This window comes from Arenibacter sp. ARW7G5Y1 (assembly GCF_003201775.1).
Taxonomy (GTDB): Bacteria; Bacteroidota; Bacteroidia; order Flavobacteriales; family Flavobacteriaceae; genus Arenibacter.
The window spans coordinates 165,704-185,630 of record NZ_QJJZ01000001.1 but is presented as its reverse complement, the minus strand read 5'-3'; the positions used below and the strand labels follow the sequence as shown (position 1 = coordinate 185,630).

At 40.3% G+C, this 19,927-nt stretch carries 14 protein-coding genes; 1 reads left to right on the top strand and 13 read right to left on the bottom strand.

Translation table 11 applies throughout. The features are described 5' to 3' along the window. Positions 1–28: 28 nt before the first annotated feature. The 10 genes from C7972_RS00725 to C7972_RS00680 all read right to left on the bottom strand — a co-directional run bounded on the left by C7972_RS00725 (position 29) and on the right by C7972_RS00680 (position 16,727). Positions 29–1,243 (bottom strand): selenocysteine synthase, encoded by a 1,215-nt coding sequence (locus tag C7972_RS00725; RefSeq protein WP_110354295.1) that lies wholly within the window; start codon positions 1,241–1,243, stop codon positions 29–31. A gap of 52 nt (positions 1,244–1,295) precedes the next feature. After that, positions 1,296–2,549 (bottom strand): amidohydrolase/deacetylase family metallohydrolase, encoded by a 1,254-nt coding sequence (locus tag C7972_RS00720; protein ID WP_258364743.1) that lies wholly within the window; start codon positions 2,547–2,549, stop codon positions 1,296–1,298. Between the two features lie 44 nt (positions 2,550–2,593). Then, positions 2,594–4,270, bottom strand: coding sequence for a PQQ-dependent sugar dehydrogenase (locus C7972_RS00715; protein WP_220020842.1), 1,677 nt, complete (start codon positions 4,268–4,270; stop codon positions 2,594–2,596). Between the two features lie 372 nt (positions 4,271–4,642). After that, a complete protein-coding gene (locus tag C7972_RS00710) occupies positions 4,643–5,338 on the bottom strand; it encodes a carbohydrate-binding family 9-like protein (RefSeq protein ID WP_181422792.1) in 696 nt (231 codons plus the stop codon). Positions 5,339–5,460: 122 nt separating this feature from the next. After that, on the bottom strand, positions 5,461–6,480 hold the full coding sequence (locus C7972_RS00705) for an LLM class flavin-dependent oxidoreductase (protein WP_110354292.1): 1,020 nt from the start codon (positions 6,478–6,480) through the stop codon (positions 5,461–5,463). A gap of 418 nt (positions 6,481–6,898) precedes the next feature. Next, the gene (locus C7972_RS00700; protein WP_110354291.1) at positions 6,899–8,611 is read right to left on the bottom strand and encodes a DUF4998 domain-containing protein; all 1,713 of its coding nucleotides are present in this window, start codon (positions 8,609–8,611) and stop codon (positions 6,899–6,901) included. Positions 8,612–8,638: 27 nt separating this feature from the next. Next, the gene (locus tag C7972_RS00695; protein WP_110354290.1) at positions 8,639–9,844 is read right to left on the bottom strand and encodes a DUF5000 domain-containing lipoprotein; all 1,206 of its coding nucleotides are present in this window, start codon (positions 9,842–9,844) and stop codon (positions 8,639–8,641) included. Between the two features lie 37 nt (positions 9,845–9,881). Further along, positions 9,882–11,810, bottom strand: a complete 1,929-nt coding sequence (locus C7972_RS00690; RefSeq protein ID WP_110354771.1) for a RagB/SusD family nutrient uptake outer membrane protein — start codon at positions 11,808–11,810, stop codon at positions 9,882–9,884. Positions 11,811–11,925: 115 nt separating this feature from the next. After that, positions 11,926–15,426 (bottom strand): TonB-dependent receptor, encoded by a 3,501-nt coding sequence (locus C7972_RS00685; RefSeq protein WP_220020841.1) that lies wholly within the window; start codon positions 15,424–15,426, stop codon positions 11,926–11,928. Between the two features lie 167 nt (positions 15,427–15,593). After that, the gene (locus C7972_RS00680) at positions 15,594–16,727 is read right to left on the bottom strand and encodes a FecR family protein (protein WP_110354289.1); all 1,134 of its coding nucleotides are present in this window, start codon (positions 16,725–16,727) and stop codon (positions 15,594–15,596) included. Between the two features lie 166 nt (positions 16,728–16,893). Here C7972_RS00680 and C7972_RS00675 point away from each other — a divergent pair, with 166 nt between their 5' ends. Further along, complete coding sequence (locus C7972_RS00675) at positions 16,894–17,475, top strand: RNA polymerase sigma factor (protein WP_110354288.1); 582 nt, start codon at positions 16,894–16,896, stop codon at positions 17,473–17,475. A gap of 96 nt (positions 17,476–17,571) precedes the next feature. Here C7972_RS00675 and C7972_RS00670 read toward each other — a convergent pair whose 3' ends face one another. Genes C7972_RS00670 through C7972_RS00660 form a run of 3 tightly spaced genes read right to left on the bottom strand, consistent with a single transcriptional unit; the run spans position 17,572 to position 19,927 of the window. Beyond that, positions 17,572–18,702, bottom strand: a complete 1,131-nt coding sequence (locus C7972_RS00670) for a c-type cytochrome domain-containing protein (protein WP_110354287.1) — start codon at positions 18,700–18,702, stop codon at positions 17,572–17,574. Next, positions 18,675–18,977 (bottom strand): DUF2231 domain-containing protein, encoded by a 303-nt coding sequence (locus C7972_RS00665; protein WP_110354286.1) that lies wholly within the window; start codon positions 18,975–18,977, stop codon positions 18,675–18,677. The genes C7972_RS00670 and C7972_RS00665 overlap by 28 nt, the downstream gene beginning before the upstream one ends. A 5-nt stretch (positions 18,978–18,982) precedes the next feature. Beyond that, positions 18,983–19,927: a hypothetical protein gene (locus C7972_RS00660; RefSeq protein ID WP_110354285.1), complete on the bottom strand. Its 945-nt coding sequence runs from the start codon at positions 19,925–19,927 to the stop codon at positions 18,983–18,985.

Here is a 19,927-nt window from a genome sequence, read left to right as displayed (position 1 = left end):
CGCTTTCCTTAAAAATAATTTCTATTTATTATACTTTTACCAACACCTCCTTAAGGCGCTTGGCTACTATTCTTTCCTGGCCCGGATCCATCATCCAGGTAGTTATGCCTATAGTTTCCTTGTCGCCCACCGTTGCTATGGCAGGGTGCCCTTCCATTAGCTTTTTTCGGGCTTCCTCCGGACTAATCTTAACTAAATTGCTATCCCATTTAATTCGTAGGGAAGGAACATGATTCGCATAAGGTGGCACGTGTATTTCTGTCTGCACACCTTTTACGGATAGGGCGCTGTCGCTAATTAATCTAATTTGATTTTCCCAAAGTTCCCATTCCTTTTGATGATCCTTGGCCAAATACATTTCCAAGGCTACCAGCATCCCTAGAACTTCTTCCTTATTTACTTTCATCCCCCTGCCAATAGTACTTCCACGTGGAGGGGTATGTATTCTTGCCGCTTTAATGAGATCTCTTTTTCCCAACAATAATCCGGCACTCTGAGGCCCTCTAATTCCTTTTCCTCCTGAAAATGCCACTAAATCGAACCCCATCTTGGTAAACTTGAATAAGTTCTCCACTGGGGGTACGTCTGCGGCACAATCAATAAAGGTTGGAATGTTGTGCCTTTTTCCAATAGCTATGAACTCCTCATACTTAATTTCCCCATTGTCGGTATTGGCATTCAAAAACCAGAGCATTGCCGTATTTTTGTTAATGGCCTTCTCCATTTCCTTTTTCGATTTAACAACGACTATTTTGGCGCCAACGTTTAAAAGGGCATGGGTATAACCAATATTATGGCCTTCCTGTATTATTACCTCGTGTTTTAGTCCTGTAGTATCCGGGAGTTGGGCGGCGATTTCGGAGTCCGTTCCAGAGATTACCCCTGCCAGCCCAATGGACATGGCACCGAAGGCTCCAGAGGATACCGTGGCATATTCGCACTGTAACAATTCCGCTATTCTTTCACCCACCTTGTCCTGTAGCTCATCCAAATCTACATATTCCGTTGCGCCAAATACGATGGCCGATGTAACCTCTTCGGACATTAGGGATCCGGTCATGGAAGTATAGGTTCCGGCTGCATTGATAAATGTACGTATCCCCAGCTCCTTGAAAAAATTCCGTTTCGCCGGTTGGGTAACTGAGGCGCCGAGCAATTGTGGTGTTAACATTCCAGTACCTACCAATCCTCCCATCACAGGAACACTGGATAGCGTTTTTAATAATTTTCTCCTACTAAGCATAACTTATTTTTTTATAGATTAATCCAATTAAATGCATTTCCCATATCTGGGCTTACTTCGCATTCCACATTGGTCTGGAAATACCATTAAGATCCCAAACCACATCCCCCTCCCTTAGGGTCAGCTCACATTCCAATTTTTGATTGCCCATTATTTTTTTCCCCTGTGTATCAATAAACCCAAAATTCCCTTTTCGCAGGTTTAGAATTGTTAGGTCTGCCACGGCCCCAACTGTCAAATGTCCCAAATCCGTGCGTTTAATATACTGTGCCGGATTCCAGGTTGCACATTCAATTACCTGCTTTACCGGCATGCCCATATTGAGAAATTTCGACATTATATTGAGGATATCCTTCATTCCCCCGTTCATACTTCCGGTATGAAGGTCCGTGCTTATCGAATTAGGTAAAAAACCTTGCTTAACGGCTGGTACGGCTTGCTCAAACACAAAGCTGCCACCACCATGGCCAACATCAAATATGACCCCTCGTTTTTGAGCCTCAAAGACATACTTCCTTACCTTGCCATTTTCATCCACCACAGGGGTCCTACCTTGTACATGGGCATAGGCATGGGTAAAAATATCTCCTGGGCGAAGTTTTTCCATGAGCAATGTTTCCAAGGACAACTCCGGTTCACTACCTCCAAAATCGATCATAACCGGGATATCGGCCATGGTACCCGCTGCCACCACCCTATGTACAGGTTCCCAATCAAAACCACTATAATGGGCCAATTTTACCCCCACTATGGTCCCCTTGTGCTGGGAGGCAACAAAGGCCGTCATTTTAGGATTCATATCCTCTATATTTTGCTCAATGGCACCTCCCTTCATGCCCGATCCTATAATATTTAAGAAAGACAATACCCGTGTTTTTGAGTTATCTATCGTCTGTGCCTTAAAAGTTTTAAAATTCTTCCAACCGGCACCACCTACATCAACAATAGTGGTAACGCCACTCCTAAAGGTAAATCCATCAGGGGGCAAAGCACTAAAACTATTGCTCAAGTACGCATCCTCCTCGGTCCCAAAAAAATTGTGTCCGTGAATATCCAAGAGTCCGGGAGCAACAATTAACCCTTGGGCATCAATCACCGATCTGGCTTGGTTTTCGGGAATTTTGGAATGGACTTTTGCAATTTTTCCATCTTTTATGGCTACATCCATTACGTGGTCCAAATTGTTCTTTGTGTCTACCACATGCCCACCTTTAACCAAGATGTCGTAATCCTGCGCCCTAAGCGAAATAGTTGTCAACAACAATAAAACAATGGCCCAAATCTGTTTTTTTAGCATATTTTTCATTTTTTCAATTATTATTTAATCTTTGATATTAATGGTGCGAAATCCTATAAGCCCATTCTTAAGTTTGAGACTTCTTTTTCGGTAACCGCATCGGCATCATTTCCAAAATTTGATCTTAAATAAGTAAGCAGATCCGCTATCTCCGCATCACTCAAAAAACTATGCTGTGGCATTACCCCATTAAAGACCTCATCATTTACTACAATGGAACCTTCCATACCTTTTAAAACAATATTTATTAGCCTTTCCTTATCCCCGGTTACCCAATCTGTTCCGTTGAGTGTTGGAAACCTACCTGTTGCCCCTTTACCATCCTTTTGATGGCAGGGACTGCAATAGGTGTAATAGGTCTTTTGTGCACCAGTGAATTGTTTGGGCATAAGGTTATCCTTAATTTCATCCGGTGTTCTAATGTGGGATAATAATTTTCTTTTTTCCATTTCCGCTAATTGCTCCTGACCGAAATTATCTTTATCACCCTCAAAAACGATCTTCCATATCTTACCTTTAACCGAATCTGAAATATACATACTACCGTCTTCCCCAAAAGCAATACCCATAGGCCTGTATTTGGCATCGTTAACGCTGGCGATGGTATCAACTACGGCGAAACCATCCGCAAAAACTTCCCAATCGCCTGAAGGCTTACCGTCTTTGAACGGAACAAATCCAACAAAATATCCAGATTGGGGGTAAGGCGCCCTATTGGTAGATCCATGAAAGGCTATAAAAGCTCCATTTTTATACCGGTTTGGCAACTTATCCCCATCATAAAAAACCAAATCGTTGGGTGCCCAGTGCCCTGGAAAGCCCATTATGGGATCATCAAAGTCCTTACATCTTCCAACTATTTTGCCATCGCCTCCATATTCGGGCGACAGTACTTTCTTTTCCTGTATTTGATCATAATAACAATAAGGCCAGCCAAAGTCTGAACCTTCCGTTACTCTTATAAATTCTTCGGAAGGGAGCATGGCGCTATCCCAACCGGAATAAATATTTGAAAACAGTCTATTTAAATCGTCCCGACCGTGCATCACTATATATAGGTTACCATCCTCCGAATTCCAATCCATTGCCACTACACTGCGTATCCCTGTGGCATATTTGTATCCATCCTTTTGGGTCTGGCCCAACTTGTTGGCATCGAAACGCCAAACACCTCCATGATCCTCCAGTTGTGGGCATGGGTCCATACCTGGAGCCCTAGGGGTTCTTTTAGGGTTTTGACAAGCGTTGGATGGAGCTCCAAAAGGCACATACATATGGCCCTCATTATCAAAAGCAATGGGCTTTCCTATATGCTCGTGCTTGCCATGTCCATGATCATCGGTCATTACAATTTCCATTTCCCCTTCAGGTATTAATGTTCCCGGTTTTAATTTATAGCGATAAATGACCAATTCCGAACTAAAATATAGGTAGCCATTATAAATCCTCATAGCCGTGGAATAACTCCGTTTTTGTAGCGAACGATATGCCCCAAATTTTTCTATCACATCTGCCCTGCCATCATTATTTTTATCCTGAATTACAACTATACCTCCCTTTTCATTGGAATTTCTTAGTTTACCATATAGTAGCCCCTCATCTGATACCGCAATATGCCTCACCCTTTCCTCTATACTGTCTACGACCACAACCGCTTTAAAGCCTTCAGGTAAAAAAAGGCCCCCACGGGATGGTTGTAATTCACATTGCACCAAAGTCAAAATAGGCACAACACAAAAAATTAATTTTTTGATTCGCGGGGAAATGGGCATTGATTATGTAATTTATAAACCAGTGATTGACTCTCCAAAATGGGCAATTTTGCAAAATCCCTATTAATCCCTATGTATGGACGGGAACTCTTGTTTTACCCTATAATAACATCCTCGGCCTGCATGTAGATCCTGCCGTTAACTCTTTAGGATGTGTTCGTACACATCTTAAATTTAATAATACTTTGGATAAATTTCCCTTTTTATTTCCAATATTTAACAATTATATTGCCTAAATCAAAAAAAAGTGCGGTTTCTGTTGAAAGTTTAAAAAATATCTCTCCAAAATATGCTGTTCCCCAAAGTGACCTACAATCACCCGGATATTGCTTATTGAAAAATTAATTGGCCAAAAAATTCTGGCCTGTGATAATCCGGCTTTTCAGTTCCAACCGGATTCCATGTTAAATAATGGCGTTGGGAAGTAGCATCGCCACACTTATAAAAATTTGCAGTACTCTGTAAGCCCTTTAATTTAATTTCAGGATTATGGTTCAGGATCTCAGCAGGTATGATAATGGTCATTTCCCAAGTGAAGTCGCCCGTTTTTTCTGCAAAGGTTTGGGTTCCCAAAGAACTTTCTACTTGGATTAGATTCCCAATGGTCTTGGGGTCCACAAATTGACGCTTTCCTCTACCGGGACCATAAGCCAGATGAACCGTACCTATACAATTAAACTCAAAATTGTAGTAATTTCCATTCCCTAAGGGGTCAAAGAAAAATTCCACACAACTGTCACGGGCCACAGGACCATTGGTCTCTTCAACATTGGCCAAAATGTTTTTTTCCCTAACATAGTATTTTAGCCAAATGGCATTATTGCTATGGGCTATCCTAAAATCTACATCGGGGTGGTATGAAAACTTATCCCAGTTAATTAAATCCACATGCTCCAACGCGGCATACTGTTCCAAGAGTTGGGACACCTTTTCCAAACCAACTTGTCCGTTATATTCAATTTCCTTGACCTTGAGCACTTTGTCCTGACTGTGTATTTCAGATTTGCAGGCCAATATAAGCCCCATCAACCATATTATTAAATGTAACCTCTTCCACATTTATAACTTATGTAATAGAACCACAAATTAGTTAAAATTTGTCATCCAGACTTCATGATACCAAAAATATGGCTTTTACAAAACCAAATTCACTCATCTTTAAGAAGGCTACTCAAAATTTCATAGGACCTTAGGCGGTCCTGATGATCAAAAATATGGGATACCGCCATTATTTCATTGACCTGGGTATTTGCTATAAAATCTGAAAGTTGTGCTTTTATGGTTTTCTTGGATCCTACAAAACTATAGTACATCATCATTTGTATTTGGGCCTTTTCTACCTCATGCCATAAACCATCCATACTCCTTACCGGTGGCGGCAATGGTTTTCTGGTATTCCTAATAATTCCCAAAGCCAATTGCTGAAGGCTTGTCTCCAAATGTTTGGCCTTTTCATCGGTTTCTGCGGCAATAACGTTAACACAGGCAATAGTGTAGGGTGCAATACATTGTGCCGAAGGTTCAAAATTGTAATGGTATAATCTTAAGGCCTCATGTAAATGTGTAGGGGCAAAATGACTCGCAAAAGCATATGGCAACCCTTTGGATCCGGCCAATTGAGCACTAAAAGTACTAGAGCCCAGTAAATACAAGGGCACATTTAATCCCTCCCCGGGAATGGCCCTCACCGCAGCATTTTTATTCTCCTTGGAAAAATAAGTCTGTAATTCGGCTATATCATTTGGAAAATCGTGCACGTTCTCTGTTCTATTTCTTCTTAAAGCTTTAGCCGTTAGTTGATCTGTTCCTGGCGCCCTTCCCAAGCCTAGATCAATTCTTCCTGGATAAAGTGTCTCCAAGGTACCAAATTGTTCCGCTACAATTAGGGGTGCGTGATTGGGTAACATAACTCCACCGGAGCCTACCCTGATGGTTTTGGTTCCCTGGGCAATATGTCCTATTAAAATTGGCGTGGCGGAACTCACCAAACTTTCCATATTGTGGTGTTCGGATATCCAAAACCGCTCAAAGCCTAAAGTTTCCGCATGTTGAGCCAATTCCAGGCTCTTGTGAATAGACTGTAAGGGTGTTGCACCTTGAGCTACGGGTACCAAGTCCAAAACTGAAAATTTTATATTGCCTAAATCTGTATCTATTTTCCCTTCCATTCCGTCTGTCTTGTATTGAGATAGTAAGAGTATTAGTCGAAAAACAATAGAATAACTTAAAGTAAAATAAATTTGTGGGGCCAACTATTGTATAAACGATTAAAAATCAAGTGCCCCTACCTAATTTCCAAGGGCGTTATTTTGAACCTAGCCCACCAATTATTGGGTGAATTTCAATGTCTTTAGTTTCATATCATAATTGTCTTTTAGCCACTTACCATTTATCAAAGCTTGGTTCAACCTAATTATTTTAGGTGAAGAGCTCTTTACCATTTCTTTTCCAACAATTGGTTCCCTTTCCATAAATACCACATTAATGGGTATTTATTTCCATTCATGGACAAAAAAAAGAGGTAAGGAGTTTAATACCCCTTACCTCTAACACTACTAACTAACTTAACATCAATCTCTTAAAAATCTAAGGCAAAGGCTTTATTCCTACCCCGAAAAAGGTCATTTCCGTTAATTGTGCTCCAGAACCGGCCACAGTACCTGTAACCCTATATCTCACATAGCGAAAAGAGGGTCCTGATGCCACATCAAATTCAACAATTTGATTGTTCTCTCCATCAATTGCTCCCCTATACATCAATTGCCATCCTTTGGCCTCAAATTCCGCAGCATCGCTAGAAGCCGTTTCCGCACCTGAGATATCGTTAATGCCCCAAAGCTCTACCATGGTAGGATTGTTACCTGCATAATTGTTGGGGTCACGTAATCCTAACCTACATTTTCTAATCTCTGCGGTTACCCCAAGATCCAAGGTAAAATGATGTGGTATCGAATTTTCACCGGAATGATATCCTTGAGAATCGCTACCGCTCCAGCTCTCATCCCCATCAAATAAGTATTGAACGGGATTGCCGCCATAGGATGTTCCTGGATTATCGCTGGGCATCCCGACCATAATTATGGAACTTTTATCCAACTCCAGGGCCTGTGTATCCTGTCCCCAAAAAGTTAGTTCGGTCAATTGAGCCCCACTGCCTCCGACCGTACTGGTAACCCTATATCTTATATAGCGCACCATTGGCCCGAAAGGAATGTTGAACTCTACACTTTGTTGGTTCTGGCCATCTACAGGAGTACTATGTAGCAATTGCCATCCTTTGGCCTCAAATTCTGCGGCATCACTAGAGGCGGTTTCCGCTCCAGTAATATCGTCTATCCCCCAAATTTCAACATGCGTAGGGTTGTTTCCTGCATAATTATTGGGGTCCCTAAGATCTAACCTAGCCTTTCGCACCCTAGTAGTTACCCCTAAGTCTACCGTAAAATGATGGGGTATTGCATTTTCCCCTGAATGATAGCCGTGGGAATCACTTCCACTCCAGCTACCATCCCCATCGAACAAGTATTGTTTAGGGTTTCCTCCATAGGAGGTCCCCGGATTATCGCTGGGCATTCCTACCATGGAAAAATAACTACTTTCCAATTGGTCATATGGAGGTTCGGGCAAGGTCTTTTCTATTTTGTCCAAATAAATGGTATCAAATCCCATAAGCCCGGAAGAGACCGCGGAAATTATTTCAAATTTTCCCAAAGGCTTCCAATCTGTTAATAATATTGAAGAATCGTCTGGATAAACAGTATCCTTAGTTATTCCACCAGCATTATTATCATAGGCTATTTGGGTGAAAATAACGAATTCGGATTCTGCCTTGCTCGCCCAATTGGCATAGGTTTCCTCGGCAACATCAAACCCGGTCAACCTTCTGGGTATTTGGCTGGACCTAAATAAATCACCTACCGTGGACCCCTTTATGATTTGGTCAACAGATTTATTTCCCAAGGGATCCTTGGTAAAGACTTTAAACTCATAACTATGTTCGGCAAGACCATCCACAATTATTTCAAACTCCTCTTTAAGATCCCCTTCAATTTTAAATACCCTGGATTGATCTTCCCATTGTACGGTAACCTCTTTGGAATTTCCCAAAAATCTAGTGTCACCAATTATTTTAATACGCTTATAGCCTATTTCCGTACGTAAAGAATCCAATTTACCAGCATATATTTTTTCGCCCTGAAGATATTCCTCGTGAATAGACTCCATATCCCCTCCACATGCCATTAACGTAAGTCCCAGTAAAAACACTAAAGACCCTAATTTTATTAATTTTGTCCGCATAACGTTTATCTTTTAAAATTATATGTATTATTCAGTAATTTCTCCCCAAAAAGAGAGTTCACCAATTACTGATACTATTTGATCGCCCCAAGTAGCAATATTCTCTATTCGTATATAGCGCACCTCCACTAAATTTTCCACGTCAAATTCGAAATCCTCCCCTTTGTTCTGAAATTCTATATCTTCGGAGGTAACTTGCCCAATGGGCAGACCGGATGGTTTAAAGGAAAAACATTCTTTAAGCAATGTCCAACCTGCGGTTGGATCGGCTGCATCATATGGAGGCAAATTATTGATATCCTTAGTCCCGTAGATTTTAAAATGCTTGGGGTTACCATGCTTATAAAGTTCACTACCGCCTCGTTGGTATAGTTTAAACCTACTTAATTTAACCGTAGTCCCAAGATCGATGGTAAGGTAATGGGGCAAGGGTTCAAAGTTGGTATGCCCGCAATTCCATTGATCGCTCCAACGCTTGTCCCACATTTGGCTTGCATTAAAGCCATACTCACTAAAACTTTTATCGCCCTGGATTTTAAATATTGAAAACTTTTCCTTGTCCAAGAATTCATCGGGAATGGGGGTTACTTCAAAATAAACGGTATCCGATATGTTTCCCCACTTATCCTCAACATAAACCCCAAATTTCGATTTTACACTTTCGTACCCCCTAAAGCTATATTGTCCTTCGGGTTGACTGGTAAAAAAGGATTCCCTGTATTCATAATCGCCCAATTGTTCATTGAATTTTACGACATTCAAGGAAACCTCAGCCCTGGTAGGGTTTTCATAGCTCACCTTTACACCGCCGTAATCCACTTCTCCAACAAGGGAGGGCAAAATAGACTGGACAGGTGGGTCTAAAGGAGCAATACTAATATTGACAACTTCGGATAAATTTTCACTCCTGTCTACGGCAAAAACATCTACATCATAATTTCCAACCTTTCCGAAGCCCTGGATTACCAAGGAATCCATTACAGCTGAAACCTTTACTTCCCTTTTATTGCCCCTATCGTCCTTAAAATTGGCCCGTACATACAACACATCCTCATCGCTTGGCGCAGTAAAATAAACAACCGCCCCACCTGGGTGGTTTATAACATTATCTATTACAACCTTATCCGGCGCTTTGGTGTCTGTTCCGTAAGGGTGTTGTTTATCTTCTTCCTGACACCCAAAAAATAGTACAACCCCTATAAAGCAAATCATTAAATCTATATACTTTTTCATGTCCTTTAAATTATTTTTAACCTTTATAATTATTTTTTTACCAGCCTGGACTTTGAACCAAGTTTGGATTTCTAAGTAATTCGCTTTGGCTAATTGGCCATAAATAGTCCTTTGTTAAGAAATCTCTGAAAAAGATGTTCTTTACTTGATAAAATCCATCAATACTCGCAGAATTAATATTCCATCCCCTAATTGGCTTGGCAAAATAATCTTCTGCAAGTTTCCATCGACGTAAATCCCAATAGCGTTGACCTTCAAATGCTAGTTCTATTCTTCTTTCTTGTTGAATGATTTCCCGCATACCGTCCTTTGTTGTTGGCTTATTGGGTTTATTGGAGTGTTGTGCCCACGTAGTCACAAGATCTGAACCTTTGTCCAAGCCCGCCTTGGTCCTTACCCTTTGTATATATTCATATACCTCCCCATCCGGAGCTGGCTTAACTTCATTGGCTGCTTCTGCATACATTAGATATAAATCGGCTAAACGGATTATGGGAAATGTATAATCTACAAAAGTGGTTACATTTTTGGTTACAATAGTCTCATAACCAACTAGTTTCTTTGTAAAATACCCGGTAATGGAATAGATTTCAAAACCATTTTTCCCAGAAAACTGCCCTAACTTGGCGTTCAGGTGCGGTAAATCTTCAGGATCCTCCGTCTCCATTGAAAACCATTTACCCCCATCAAAGCCCACATAAGCATAAAACCTAGGTTCCCTGTAGGTATGCAATTTTGCTGTAGTATAATTGTCCTGTAAGGTATATTTATGGTCTTCCACCAGTTGATCCTGAATAGTAATAGTGTTGTACCTATCGGCAAAATCCCAATCATTGTCCTCTTCTATGGGCACACCGTTTACCGTATAAAAATCCTCAACCATATTTAGTGTAGGAGCATGGGATTTTTTGGTGTCCCCAAATTTTGCATTATGATCCCCGGTCCAACGCGGTTGGCACCACCTTTGTAAGGAACCAATTGAATGTTTATCCACTCCCCAAATCAATTCTGAATTAAATCTATCGGTTATAGTGGTCCTTAAGGTTAGCTCTTCCCTTAATTCCGGACTGATCTGCCCAATAGGCAGCAAATCGGTAAATTCATATAATGCATGTCCTGCGGCTTCTGCCGATTCAATGGCCTCTAAACAGGCTTCTTTTGCCGCTACCCATTTTTGTTCATCATAAACCGGGTTGACCAAATTATTTCCATTTTCATCCACAAAACCGCTAAAGTCAGAATTGCCATTGAACAACGGACTTGCCGCCAGCATTAATACCTTGGCCTTAATAGCCCTTGCAGCTGGATTGGTAAGTCTGCCGTTTTCGGTATGTATTTGTGTGATTTTTTCAAGCAGGTCCCCACTTTCAATGACCTCATCCAAAAGTCCCACAATATAGGCGGTTACTTCGTCTACCGAATTACGTTTTACCTGGGTTTCTTCCGTTGTGGCATCTACCGGTATATTTTCATCAACAATGGGAATAGGCCCATACATTCGCATTAGCCAGAAATGGAAAAATGCCTTTAAGGTTTTGGCTTCTGCTATCCACCTGTTTTTTTCCGCCACATTTAAACCAGGGACGTCCTTCAAGTTCTCCAAAAATATATTGCAATCGCGAATGGCCACAAACATGTTGTACCCACCTCTTCCTCCTTCCCAATAATTGAGGTAAGGCTCCGTTCCGTTTTGCAGCCCTTTTGCCAAACGTGCACTGGTAACATTGTTAACATAAAAATCCTGTTCTCCGTAATACCACACTTCATCCCCTGCCAACAAAGCAAAATTTTGTTGGGTATCTGCATGATTGGGAACATAACTATAGCAAGTGAACAAAAACTGTTCTGCTGAAATTCTATTATTGAAGGCTATCTCTATGGTAGCCAAATTGTCTGGGACTATATCTAAATAATCGTCACAGCTTAATGATAGGAAAACCCATATCAATACTATATATTTTTTCATTTGTTTCTTTTTATTTGTTTTTATGGTCATATCTTCCTGTGTTGACACAGGCGAAGTTTGCCAAATCCATTGGTGATAATCTCCAAACAGTTGCGGCAGATGTCATAATATTTGTTTAGAAATTTAAATTGACCCCTAGGTTAAATACTTTTTGAATGGGATATCCCAATCCATTTCCGCCCATTTCCACATCCCAAAGTTTAAAATGGCTAAAGGTCAACAAGTTGGTCCCACTTAAATATATCCTCATGGATGCAATTTTAGCTTTCGAAATAAAGGTGTCCTTATTAAAGGTATAACCCAGTTCTACCGACTTCAACCTTAAAAAATCGCCATTTTTAAGAAACCAGGTACTTCTTCTATTATTGTTGTCCACCACCTGATCTGACAATCTTGGCCATGCTGCATAAATATCCCTATCGTCTTCCGACCAATGGTCGTCTGCCCAAACCTGCAACAAGGCATTGTTTCCATTTTTGGAGTTCCAATTGGAATCTTGGTTATTGGAATCGTTTATATCTATAAAAGGTGCTGTTTTGTAACCGTCTATAAAGAAGGAAGAACGCGCAGAACCCTGAAAGAAGAAAGAAAAATCCACATTCTTATATCCTACAGATGCTCCAAAACCATAAATAATTTCAGGTGAATCGGGAAATCCAATTGGCACCTCATCATTGCTATCTATCACCCCATCTTCATTAATATCCTTATATTTAATGTCGCCTGGCATATATTCGCCAAAAGTTTGAAAAGGAGAATTTACTATATCCGCCTCATCTACGAATAATCTTTCCGCTATATACCCATATGGTTGATTTAGGGAGTTTCCTATCCTCGATTTCCAAGGAAGGCCGGCCCCAACATAATCAAGTTCTTCATAAACATCGAACTTACTGGTAGCATAGGTGAAATTGCCCCTTGCGGAAAGCCAAAGCCCATTTGCAAAGCTTTCCTGATAATCCAGGGTTCCTTCAAAACCATCCGAAGAGGCTTCCCCAATGTTGGCCCTTAAGGGTGCTTGGAGACCCATAGAGGATGGCACTTGGGAACGGTCCATAAGTACATTGGTCCTCTTTTCCCTAAAATAATCCCATTGAAAATCCAACTTGTTGAACAATCCCAATTCAAATCCAATATTTGTCATTTTGGCTGTTTCCCAAGAAATCTGGTTATTGCTATATCTATTTATGCTTATCCCATTTCGTTGGTAAAAATAGTCCTGACCAAAACTTACGCCCCTACCTCCATCGTTCATATTCACTTGTGAGATATAGAAGAACCTGTCATTTTCATTTCCTATGGCATCGTTCCCCACTAGGCCATAGGTAGCCTTTAGTTTTAGTTTATTGACCACCTCTTTGACAGATTTCCATGCCTTTTCATTGGAGACGACCCATCCTAGACCCATTGATGGGAAAAACCCATATCGTTCTTGCTTTGCAAAACGTTCGGAACCATTATATCCGAAATTAAATTCCGTAAACAACCGACTATCATAAGCATAGGTAAGCCTTCCGGAAACACCCATATTTCTATAGGGCAAAGATTTTTGTAGATTTCCTGCGTTGGCAATTTTTTGTTCCCTCATAATCCCTACCAACATTGCTGTTGTGGTGTGTTTCTGATTAAAGGTCCGGTTATAGTTTATGGCTGCTTCCGCATAGAAGGCAGTAGCTACGTCCTTATTACCTTCATCGTATTCCAAGAATTCCGATCCGTCATTTGGGTTCAAGGCAAATAATGAATATTCGTCTATTTGTGCATCATAACTCGCTAGACTGTAATAAAAAGGCCTATAGCCACGACTAACATTGAAGAAGGATTCGCGGGTAGTATTCCCCATAGCGCGGGCGGACAGGCCCTCGGTTATAAATTCCAAATCCTGTTTGATTTCCACTGAAGCCAGTATTTTACTTCTATTCTCTTCTTTGTAGCCCCTAACCATATCGGCATAGGCATTCAGGTAATCACCATTTTGTCCGTCATTACCAAAAAGAATATGTTGTGTATTGGCATATTGCGCATCCGGTTCGTAGTACTTTGGATAAAGTACCGGATTGGTTTGCAAAGCCTTTCTAAATAAGGTTTCGCCCCCATCGATCGGACCGTTATAATCATCAAAATTTGCACTGAACCGAACCCCTACCTCCGTGGTCTTGGTAATATCTATATTTACATTGGAGCGTAGTGAAACATTTTTAACATTGACATTATTATTAAAGTTGTTTCGCTTATCGACCTTAAGAATTCCATTGTCCGTATTTAATGTTGCGGCCAGATAGTAACGAGCTATCTTACCTCCACCACTAACGTTAAAATTAAAGCGATCATTAAACGTACTTTCCTCGAACATTTCATCGAACCAATCTACGGCAGGATATACCATTTCATTTCTGTTTAGCTGCTCCGTTTGTCTTATTTTTTCCAAGGAATAGGCACGCCCCCCCAATGGATCCCTTGTCCTAATGGCTTCGTTGTGCAGTTTCATATAAGTAACCGGGTCTGCCAATTCCAAGGCCCTTGTGGGGGTGGACAAGGTCCTCTCATACCTAAAATTCAACTTGGCAGGGCCTTCTTTTCCTTCTTTGGTATTTACCAAAATAACACCATTGGCACCCCTTGCTCCATATAGGGCCGTGGCCGTGGCATCCTTCATAATGGAAAAACTGGCAATATCATCTGGTTGCAATCGCGCCAAATCCGTGGCGGTCAGTTCAATCCCATCGATTAGTATTAGGGGCGACTTTTTATATCCAAATGTAGTAACCCCCCGGATAAAAAATTCGGCATTGTCACGACCGGGCTCCCCACTTCTCTGGTAAGAGATTATACCGGCCATACGACCCGCCAAGGCGGTAGTTAAATTGCTACTCGGTATTTTTAATTCGCTTGGATTTATTGTGGAAACCGAAGCAATAACACTTTCTTTCTTTTGCTTGCCAAAAGCCACTACGGTTACCTCTTCCAATTCATCCAACTTAGATTCCAAAAAAACATCCAATGTTTTTTGCCCTACATATTTAATCAATTGCGTTTCCATTCCAATATAGGAGAAAGCGAGCATTTGATCTGGCTTTACGGCAATGGAATATCTTCCGTCAAAATCCGCTATAACCCCTGCAGATGTTCCTTCTATAATAACGGTGGCTCCAGGCAGAACATTCCCATCCAAATCTGAAATCTGTCCTGTAAGTTGTTCTTGTAATGGAACAATAGTATTTGCTTTCGGTTGTTCCTCGGGAACACTTTTCGTGGAATCTTGCCACAATATAATTTGTGTCCCCCGAAGTTTGTAAGAAGTGTTTGTATTCCCAAACATTAATTTTAGCACTCGATCTATATGGCCTTTGGTAATTTTCAAAGACACTTTTCGTTGAAGGTCCACATGTCTGGTTTTATATACAAACTTGAACTTCGTACTAAACTCAATATTATCTATAACCTCTTTGATAGCTGTATTCTCTACATCCAAACTTACTTTGGTCTTTTGGGCATAGCTATCATTAGCGTGTAATCCCAAGAATGTAGTAATTAATAATAATGCGGTGAGTTTCATTCTTAAGTCGAATTTCAACAAAGTCAATCCCAACCTAAGTCGGTTAAAAAGTTTTTTCATAATTTTAATTGTTTTTATAGTGGTTGGCTAATAATGGCACGATCACATATGAATGCCGGGAAATGCTCTAACATTTTCCGGTTTTTTGTTTTATATAAAAGTGCCGGGATTTATAATTTTACTTCATAGGCATTGATATTTGATTTTAGGTTGATTCTCTATTGTTACTATTTTATAATTACTTTATTATCTACTATACTATATTCAATCTTGTGGGTTTCATTAAAGTATCCAAGAACTTCTCCTATATCTACCTTCTCAAAACTTGCATTGAATACCTCATTCCCCAATTCTTTGTTCAAATTGATGATTTCCACATTATAATGGCGTTCCAGTTTTTTTAATATTTTATCGAAAGTGAGCTCCCTAAAGACCAAATGGCCCTGCATCCAATAGGTGTACAAGGACGTATTTACCTCTTCAACACTTATATTCTCGGAAGCAAAATGGAAGGACCCTTTTTGGCCCGGGGTGAGGTCCACAGCACCGTGATCGGGTCTCTCCTCCTTCTTTAGGCTTACCTGTCCATGGACAAGGACTACCTCAATATTCAGGTCCTCATGATAGGCAGAGATATTAAATTCCGTTCCCAATACTTTTACATCCAGCCCATCGACATTAACAATAAACGGTCTTTCCATATCGCTTTTAACATTAAAATAGGCCTCTCCTGTTAAAAAGACCTCCCTATCACCATCAGTGGAGAAATTTACAGGATACCTCAGGGAACTACCGGCATTTAGGAACACCAAAGTTCCATCAGCAAGTAATAATTTAAAGGATTTCCCATTGGGAATATTGATTGTGTTGTACACTAAATTTTTGGCGTGGTCCAAATTGGTATAACTAATTTGATCCTGCTTTTGGATTCCCACAACATTGCCATCCACAGTTTTTACCTCTGCTGTAGCATTAATATCTATAGATTGAACAGTGCCATTCCCTATTTCAAGGGTTATAGATTCGTTCTTGGGCACAACTACAGCTTCCTTTGTCAAGAAAAAAGAATTATACTCGAATAAATATCCAACACCAAGTATTATAGCGATTACGGCAGCGTACTTCATCCAAATGACCCCAAGCTTTCTTGTGGGCTTCTCCCTAGTTTCGATTTCCTTGATCACCTTGTTATAAGCCTCGTCAATATTACTTTTGAGTGAAATAAGGTTTAAATCGTGATAATCGCGAACGTAGGCCTCCAGAATGGATTTATTGTTGGGATCATTCACCCAATCCCGAAGTTGATCAACCTCCTTTTCAGTAATAGTTCCGACAAGAAGTTTGGAAATTTTTTTCTTCATTTAATTCCTCCAATTTTTTGGCACATAATAAAACGGTTCAGTTAGGCCGAGGTATGCTTTACCCAATTAATACTATCAATATTTACAAAACCCTTAAAAAAAATGTTTTTTTTTTTGATATTCGCACCGAAATAGGCTAAATACTAATATTTTACCACAGGGCGAAATGAACGAAAATAATGCGGTAATTGCTTTAAAAAATGGGGACAGGGGCGCATTTAGGTATCTCTTTAATGCCTACTACGATCGCCTTTTGGCCTATATTACCACTTACACACAGAACAGGATACAGTCTGAAGACATTGTACAAGAGGCATTTATTGATTTTTGGAACAACAAAAGCAAATTGGATGAAACCAAATGCCCAAAAAACTACCTATATGCCATAGCTTATAATCGATATATTGATACTGTTAAGAAGACTAAAAAACAGGAAAAAATTCTAAGGGATGTTTGGGAGCAAGCACTAACAAACTGCATTGAAGAAGATTCCGAAGCTATGGAAAGACGTGTCAAAAGAATGAAAAAAATAATTGAATCCTTACCCCCTAAGTGCAGGGAAATCATCATTCTGAATAAAATGTACGGGTTTAAATACAAGGAAATAGCATCAATCAAAGGAATATCCATTAAAACTGTAGAATCACAAATGCGCATAGCCTTCATAAAAATAAGGGAGGCCAAAAACGGTAACGACCTCATCTTATTTTTAACATGGCCCCATACCAATATCATTATGTATAACTGATGAAAATATGGTATTTCCCAACTACTTTACCAGACGTAATTTGTTCACTTCCCCATTATTACCCTTATGATAACAATATATAATTATTATTAAAATTCACTCCCGCTCAAAAATTACGGTGAGACCGGGATTTTGATCTTTTAATAGCGTTATGGTTTCATTGGATACTTCGGACTGCCAGAGGTATAATTTCTTTAATCTGGATAATTTAGGCACAAGGTCCAGGACACCTTTGGAAACTTTTGTCCCATAAAGGTTAAGCGATTCCAAATTCTCCAATTTAGATAAGTGTTTTATCCCCTTATCGGTTATTTCATTACCCCTAAGGTCCAACTTTACCAGATTTTGCAACAATCCTATTTTTTCCAGGTATGCGTCTTTCACCTGCGAATTGCCTAGGTTAAGCCAAACCAAATGCTCCTTCAATTCCAATAGGCTGTCCATATCGGAAGCTTTAAGATCATATTCACTTAAACTAAAATTGGCCTCCAAAAAATAATTGTCCTTCATCAAAGGATTGATTACAAAACCATGACGAACCAAAGAATCAACGATAGAGCGATTGGGCGGGGAAACCTTTTTATTGAAAAGATTGTTCTTATCCAACCCTAAATAATTACTCACCAAAGAACTTACTGCGTTTTCCGTATCCAATTCGGTTACAAAACCATTCTGCGGGGCTCCTATTTTAATCCACCATTTTATGAGTACTACTTCCTGATCCGTAAGCGGTAACTTTCCTTCAGATGGCATAAAATCGTCGTGTTCCGATGGGAGGGTAATTCTTCTAACCAGTTCACTCTCCAAGGCATCACCTGGGACAATGGTATTTTCACTTTCACCTCCCACCATCATTTTCACATAAGAGGTAAGCACAAGACCTCCCTTATTTTTTCCCTCGTTATGGCAGCCAACACATTTAGATTGCATCATTGGCAGCACCAAATCAAGAAACACATCTGAAGAATCCAATACCGTGACTTTTTCACGAGGCTCCACCTTTGAAGGCAATCCGGCCAGATTCCTAACTGGGTTGGGTGCATATTCCAATAAATAGGTAGAACCATGGGTCAGGTTCCCACCCAAGTGCCCAGTTAACAATAGTAAAAGCCCAACCATAGAGACCATTATCCATTTTGGAATGGCGAGTGAATTACTCCATTTCTTATTGATAAAGTAACATCCAAAGGACAATAACATTACGGCAATCCCCCCCACTGATGCCATAAAAGGGTATCCTCATCATAACCACCACTTAGGGACAGGAAATAACCAAAAATCACAGCTAAGAATGCACTAAATGCTCCCATAAGCCACATCAACGGAAGATAAATTCCCAAAGGCCTGAATTTAGGCCAGTATGTAGCCAGTTGCGCCATAATGGCCATGATTAGAAAACCTATGGGGAGATGCACAACTACAGGATGAAACCGTCCAAAAAACAAAACAACATCTGGTGGGCTATCCAAAATACCCCCATTCAGCAAGAAGATAAATCCCATTTATACTATTTAAGTGGAGTACCATTTATGGGCCTTCCATTAGTGGTCAATATTTGAAAATGATGTACCCTATGTCCTTTGTAATTCCAAACCATAGACTTATCCGGTGCCAACTCAAATAATTTAATTCCTTTTTGAGCCCCATAACTCGCAATCACTGTATTGCCATTGGGTAATCTTTGTGCCCCGCAAGGGTCAACAAAAGGTGCTTCTTGTAAATCGGAATTGGTTACTTTCCAGACTACCTTGCCATTGGAATCAAACTCCACCACCTTGTTCCCATGGGTCAATGTAACCAGGGTATTTCCATTATCCAAGCGAATGGCTGTAAAAGGCCAATTTTCAGCTTCCCTTCCGCCCAAATCTTCCAAATCTGTATTAAAGACATTTACCACTTTCCCATCAGGTTGGTATTCCTTAACGGCAAAGGCCAATAAATGAGGCACTAAATAATTGCCATTGGATAATTTCCTGGCCATTCTAGTCTGCATATGTACATTATCCGTTTCGGGTTTAAGTGGTACGCTATTTACCACTTTACCCTTTTTATTAACCTCTATTATTCTTGGATCCGATCCGGATTCGGTAATCATGGTATTGCCATTGGATAAACGCAGCGCGGTTCCCAATTCCATGGATTTCTCCGCTCTGGTATAGGTAAAGATCACCTTTTTTTTCTTGTTGTACTCACGTACTTCATCTGCCCAACAAATAAGGATATTGCCATTGCCTAAGACATAGCCATCCCTAGCACTCTTTTTCCCGGAATCCCAGATTTCCTCTCCATTTTCACCGATAATCCCAGTAAAATTTGGTCCCGCTATAAAAAATGAATGCTTAATTTCATTTTCATTTATTGACTGGTGTTGGGGTGTATGTACAGTAGCCTGACCTGCCAAAAATAGTGGCGAAATCATTAAACACAGTATTCCCTTGCTAAAAATATTCAT

Bases quoted from the DNA above. Each gene is read 5' to 3' on its own strand.
- C7972_RS00725 (WP_110354295.1), bottom strand. From the start codon at position 1,243: ATGCTTAGTAGGAGAAAATTATTAAAAACGCTATCCAGTGTTCCTGTG.
- C7972_RS00720 (WP_258364743.1), bottom strand. From the start codon at position 2,549: ATGAAAAATATGCTAAAAAAACAGATTTGGGCCATTGTTTTATTGTTG.
- C7972_RS00710 (WP_181422792.1), bottom strand. From the start codon at position 5,338: ATGGGGCTTATATTGGCCTGCAAATCTGAAATACACAGTCAGGACAAA.
- C7972_RS00705 (WP_110354292.1), bottom strand. From the start codon at position 6,480: ATGGAAGGGAAAATAGATACAGATTTAGGCAATATAAAATTTTCAGTT.
- C7972_RS00700 (WP_110354291.1), bottom strand. From the start codon at position 8,611: ATGCGGACAAAATTAATAAAATTAGGGTCTTTAGTGTTTTTACTGGGA.
- C7972_RS00695 (WP_110354290.1), bottom strand. From the start codon at position 9,844: ATGAAAAAGTATATAGATTTAATGATTTGCTTTATAGGGGTTGTACTA.
- C7972_RS00690 (WP_110354771.1), bottom strand. From the start codon at position 11,810: ATGAAAAAATATATAGTATTGATATGGGTTTTCCTATCATTAAGCTGT.
- C7972_RS00685 (WP_220020841.1), bottom strand. From the start codon at position 15,426: ATGAAAAAACTTTTTAACCGACTTAGGTTGGGATTGACTTTGTTGAAA.
- C7972_RS00680 (WP_110354289.1), bottom strand. From the start codon at position 16,727: ATGAAGAAAAAAATTTCCAAACTTCTTGTCGGAACTATTACTGAAAAG.
- C7972_RS00675 (WP_110354288.1), top strand. From the start codon at position 16,894: ATGAACGAAAATAATGCGGTAATTGCTTTAAAAAATGGGGACAGGGGC.
- C7972_RS00670 (WP_110354287.1), bottom strand. From the start codon at position 18,702: ATGGCATCAGTGGGGGGGATTGCCGTAATGTTATTGTCCTTTGGATGT.
- C7972_RS00665 (WP_110354286.1), bottom strand. From the start codon at position 18,977: ATGGGATTTATCTTCTTGCTGAATGGGGGTATTTTGGATAGCCCACCA.
- C7972_RS00660 (WP_110354285.1), bottom strand. From the start codon at position 19,927: ATGAATATTTTTAGCAAGGGAATACTGTGTTTAATGATTTCGCCACTA.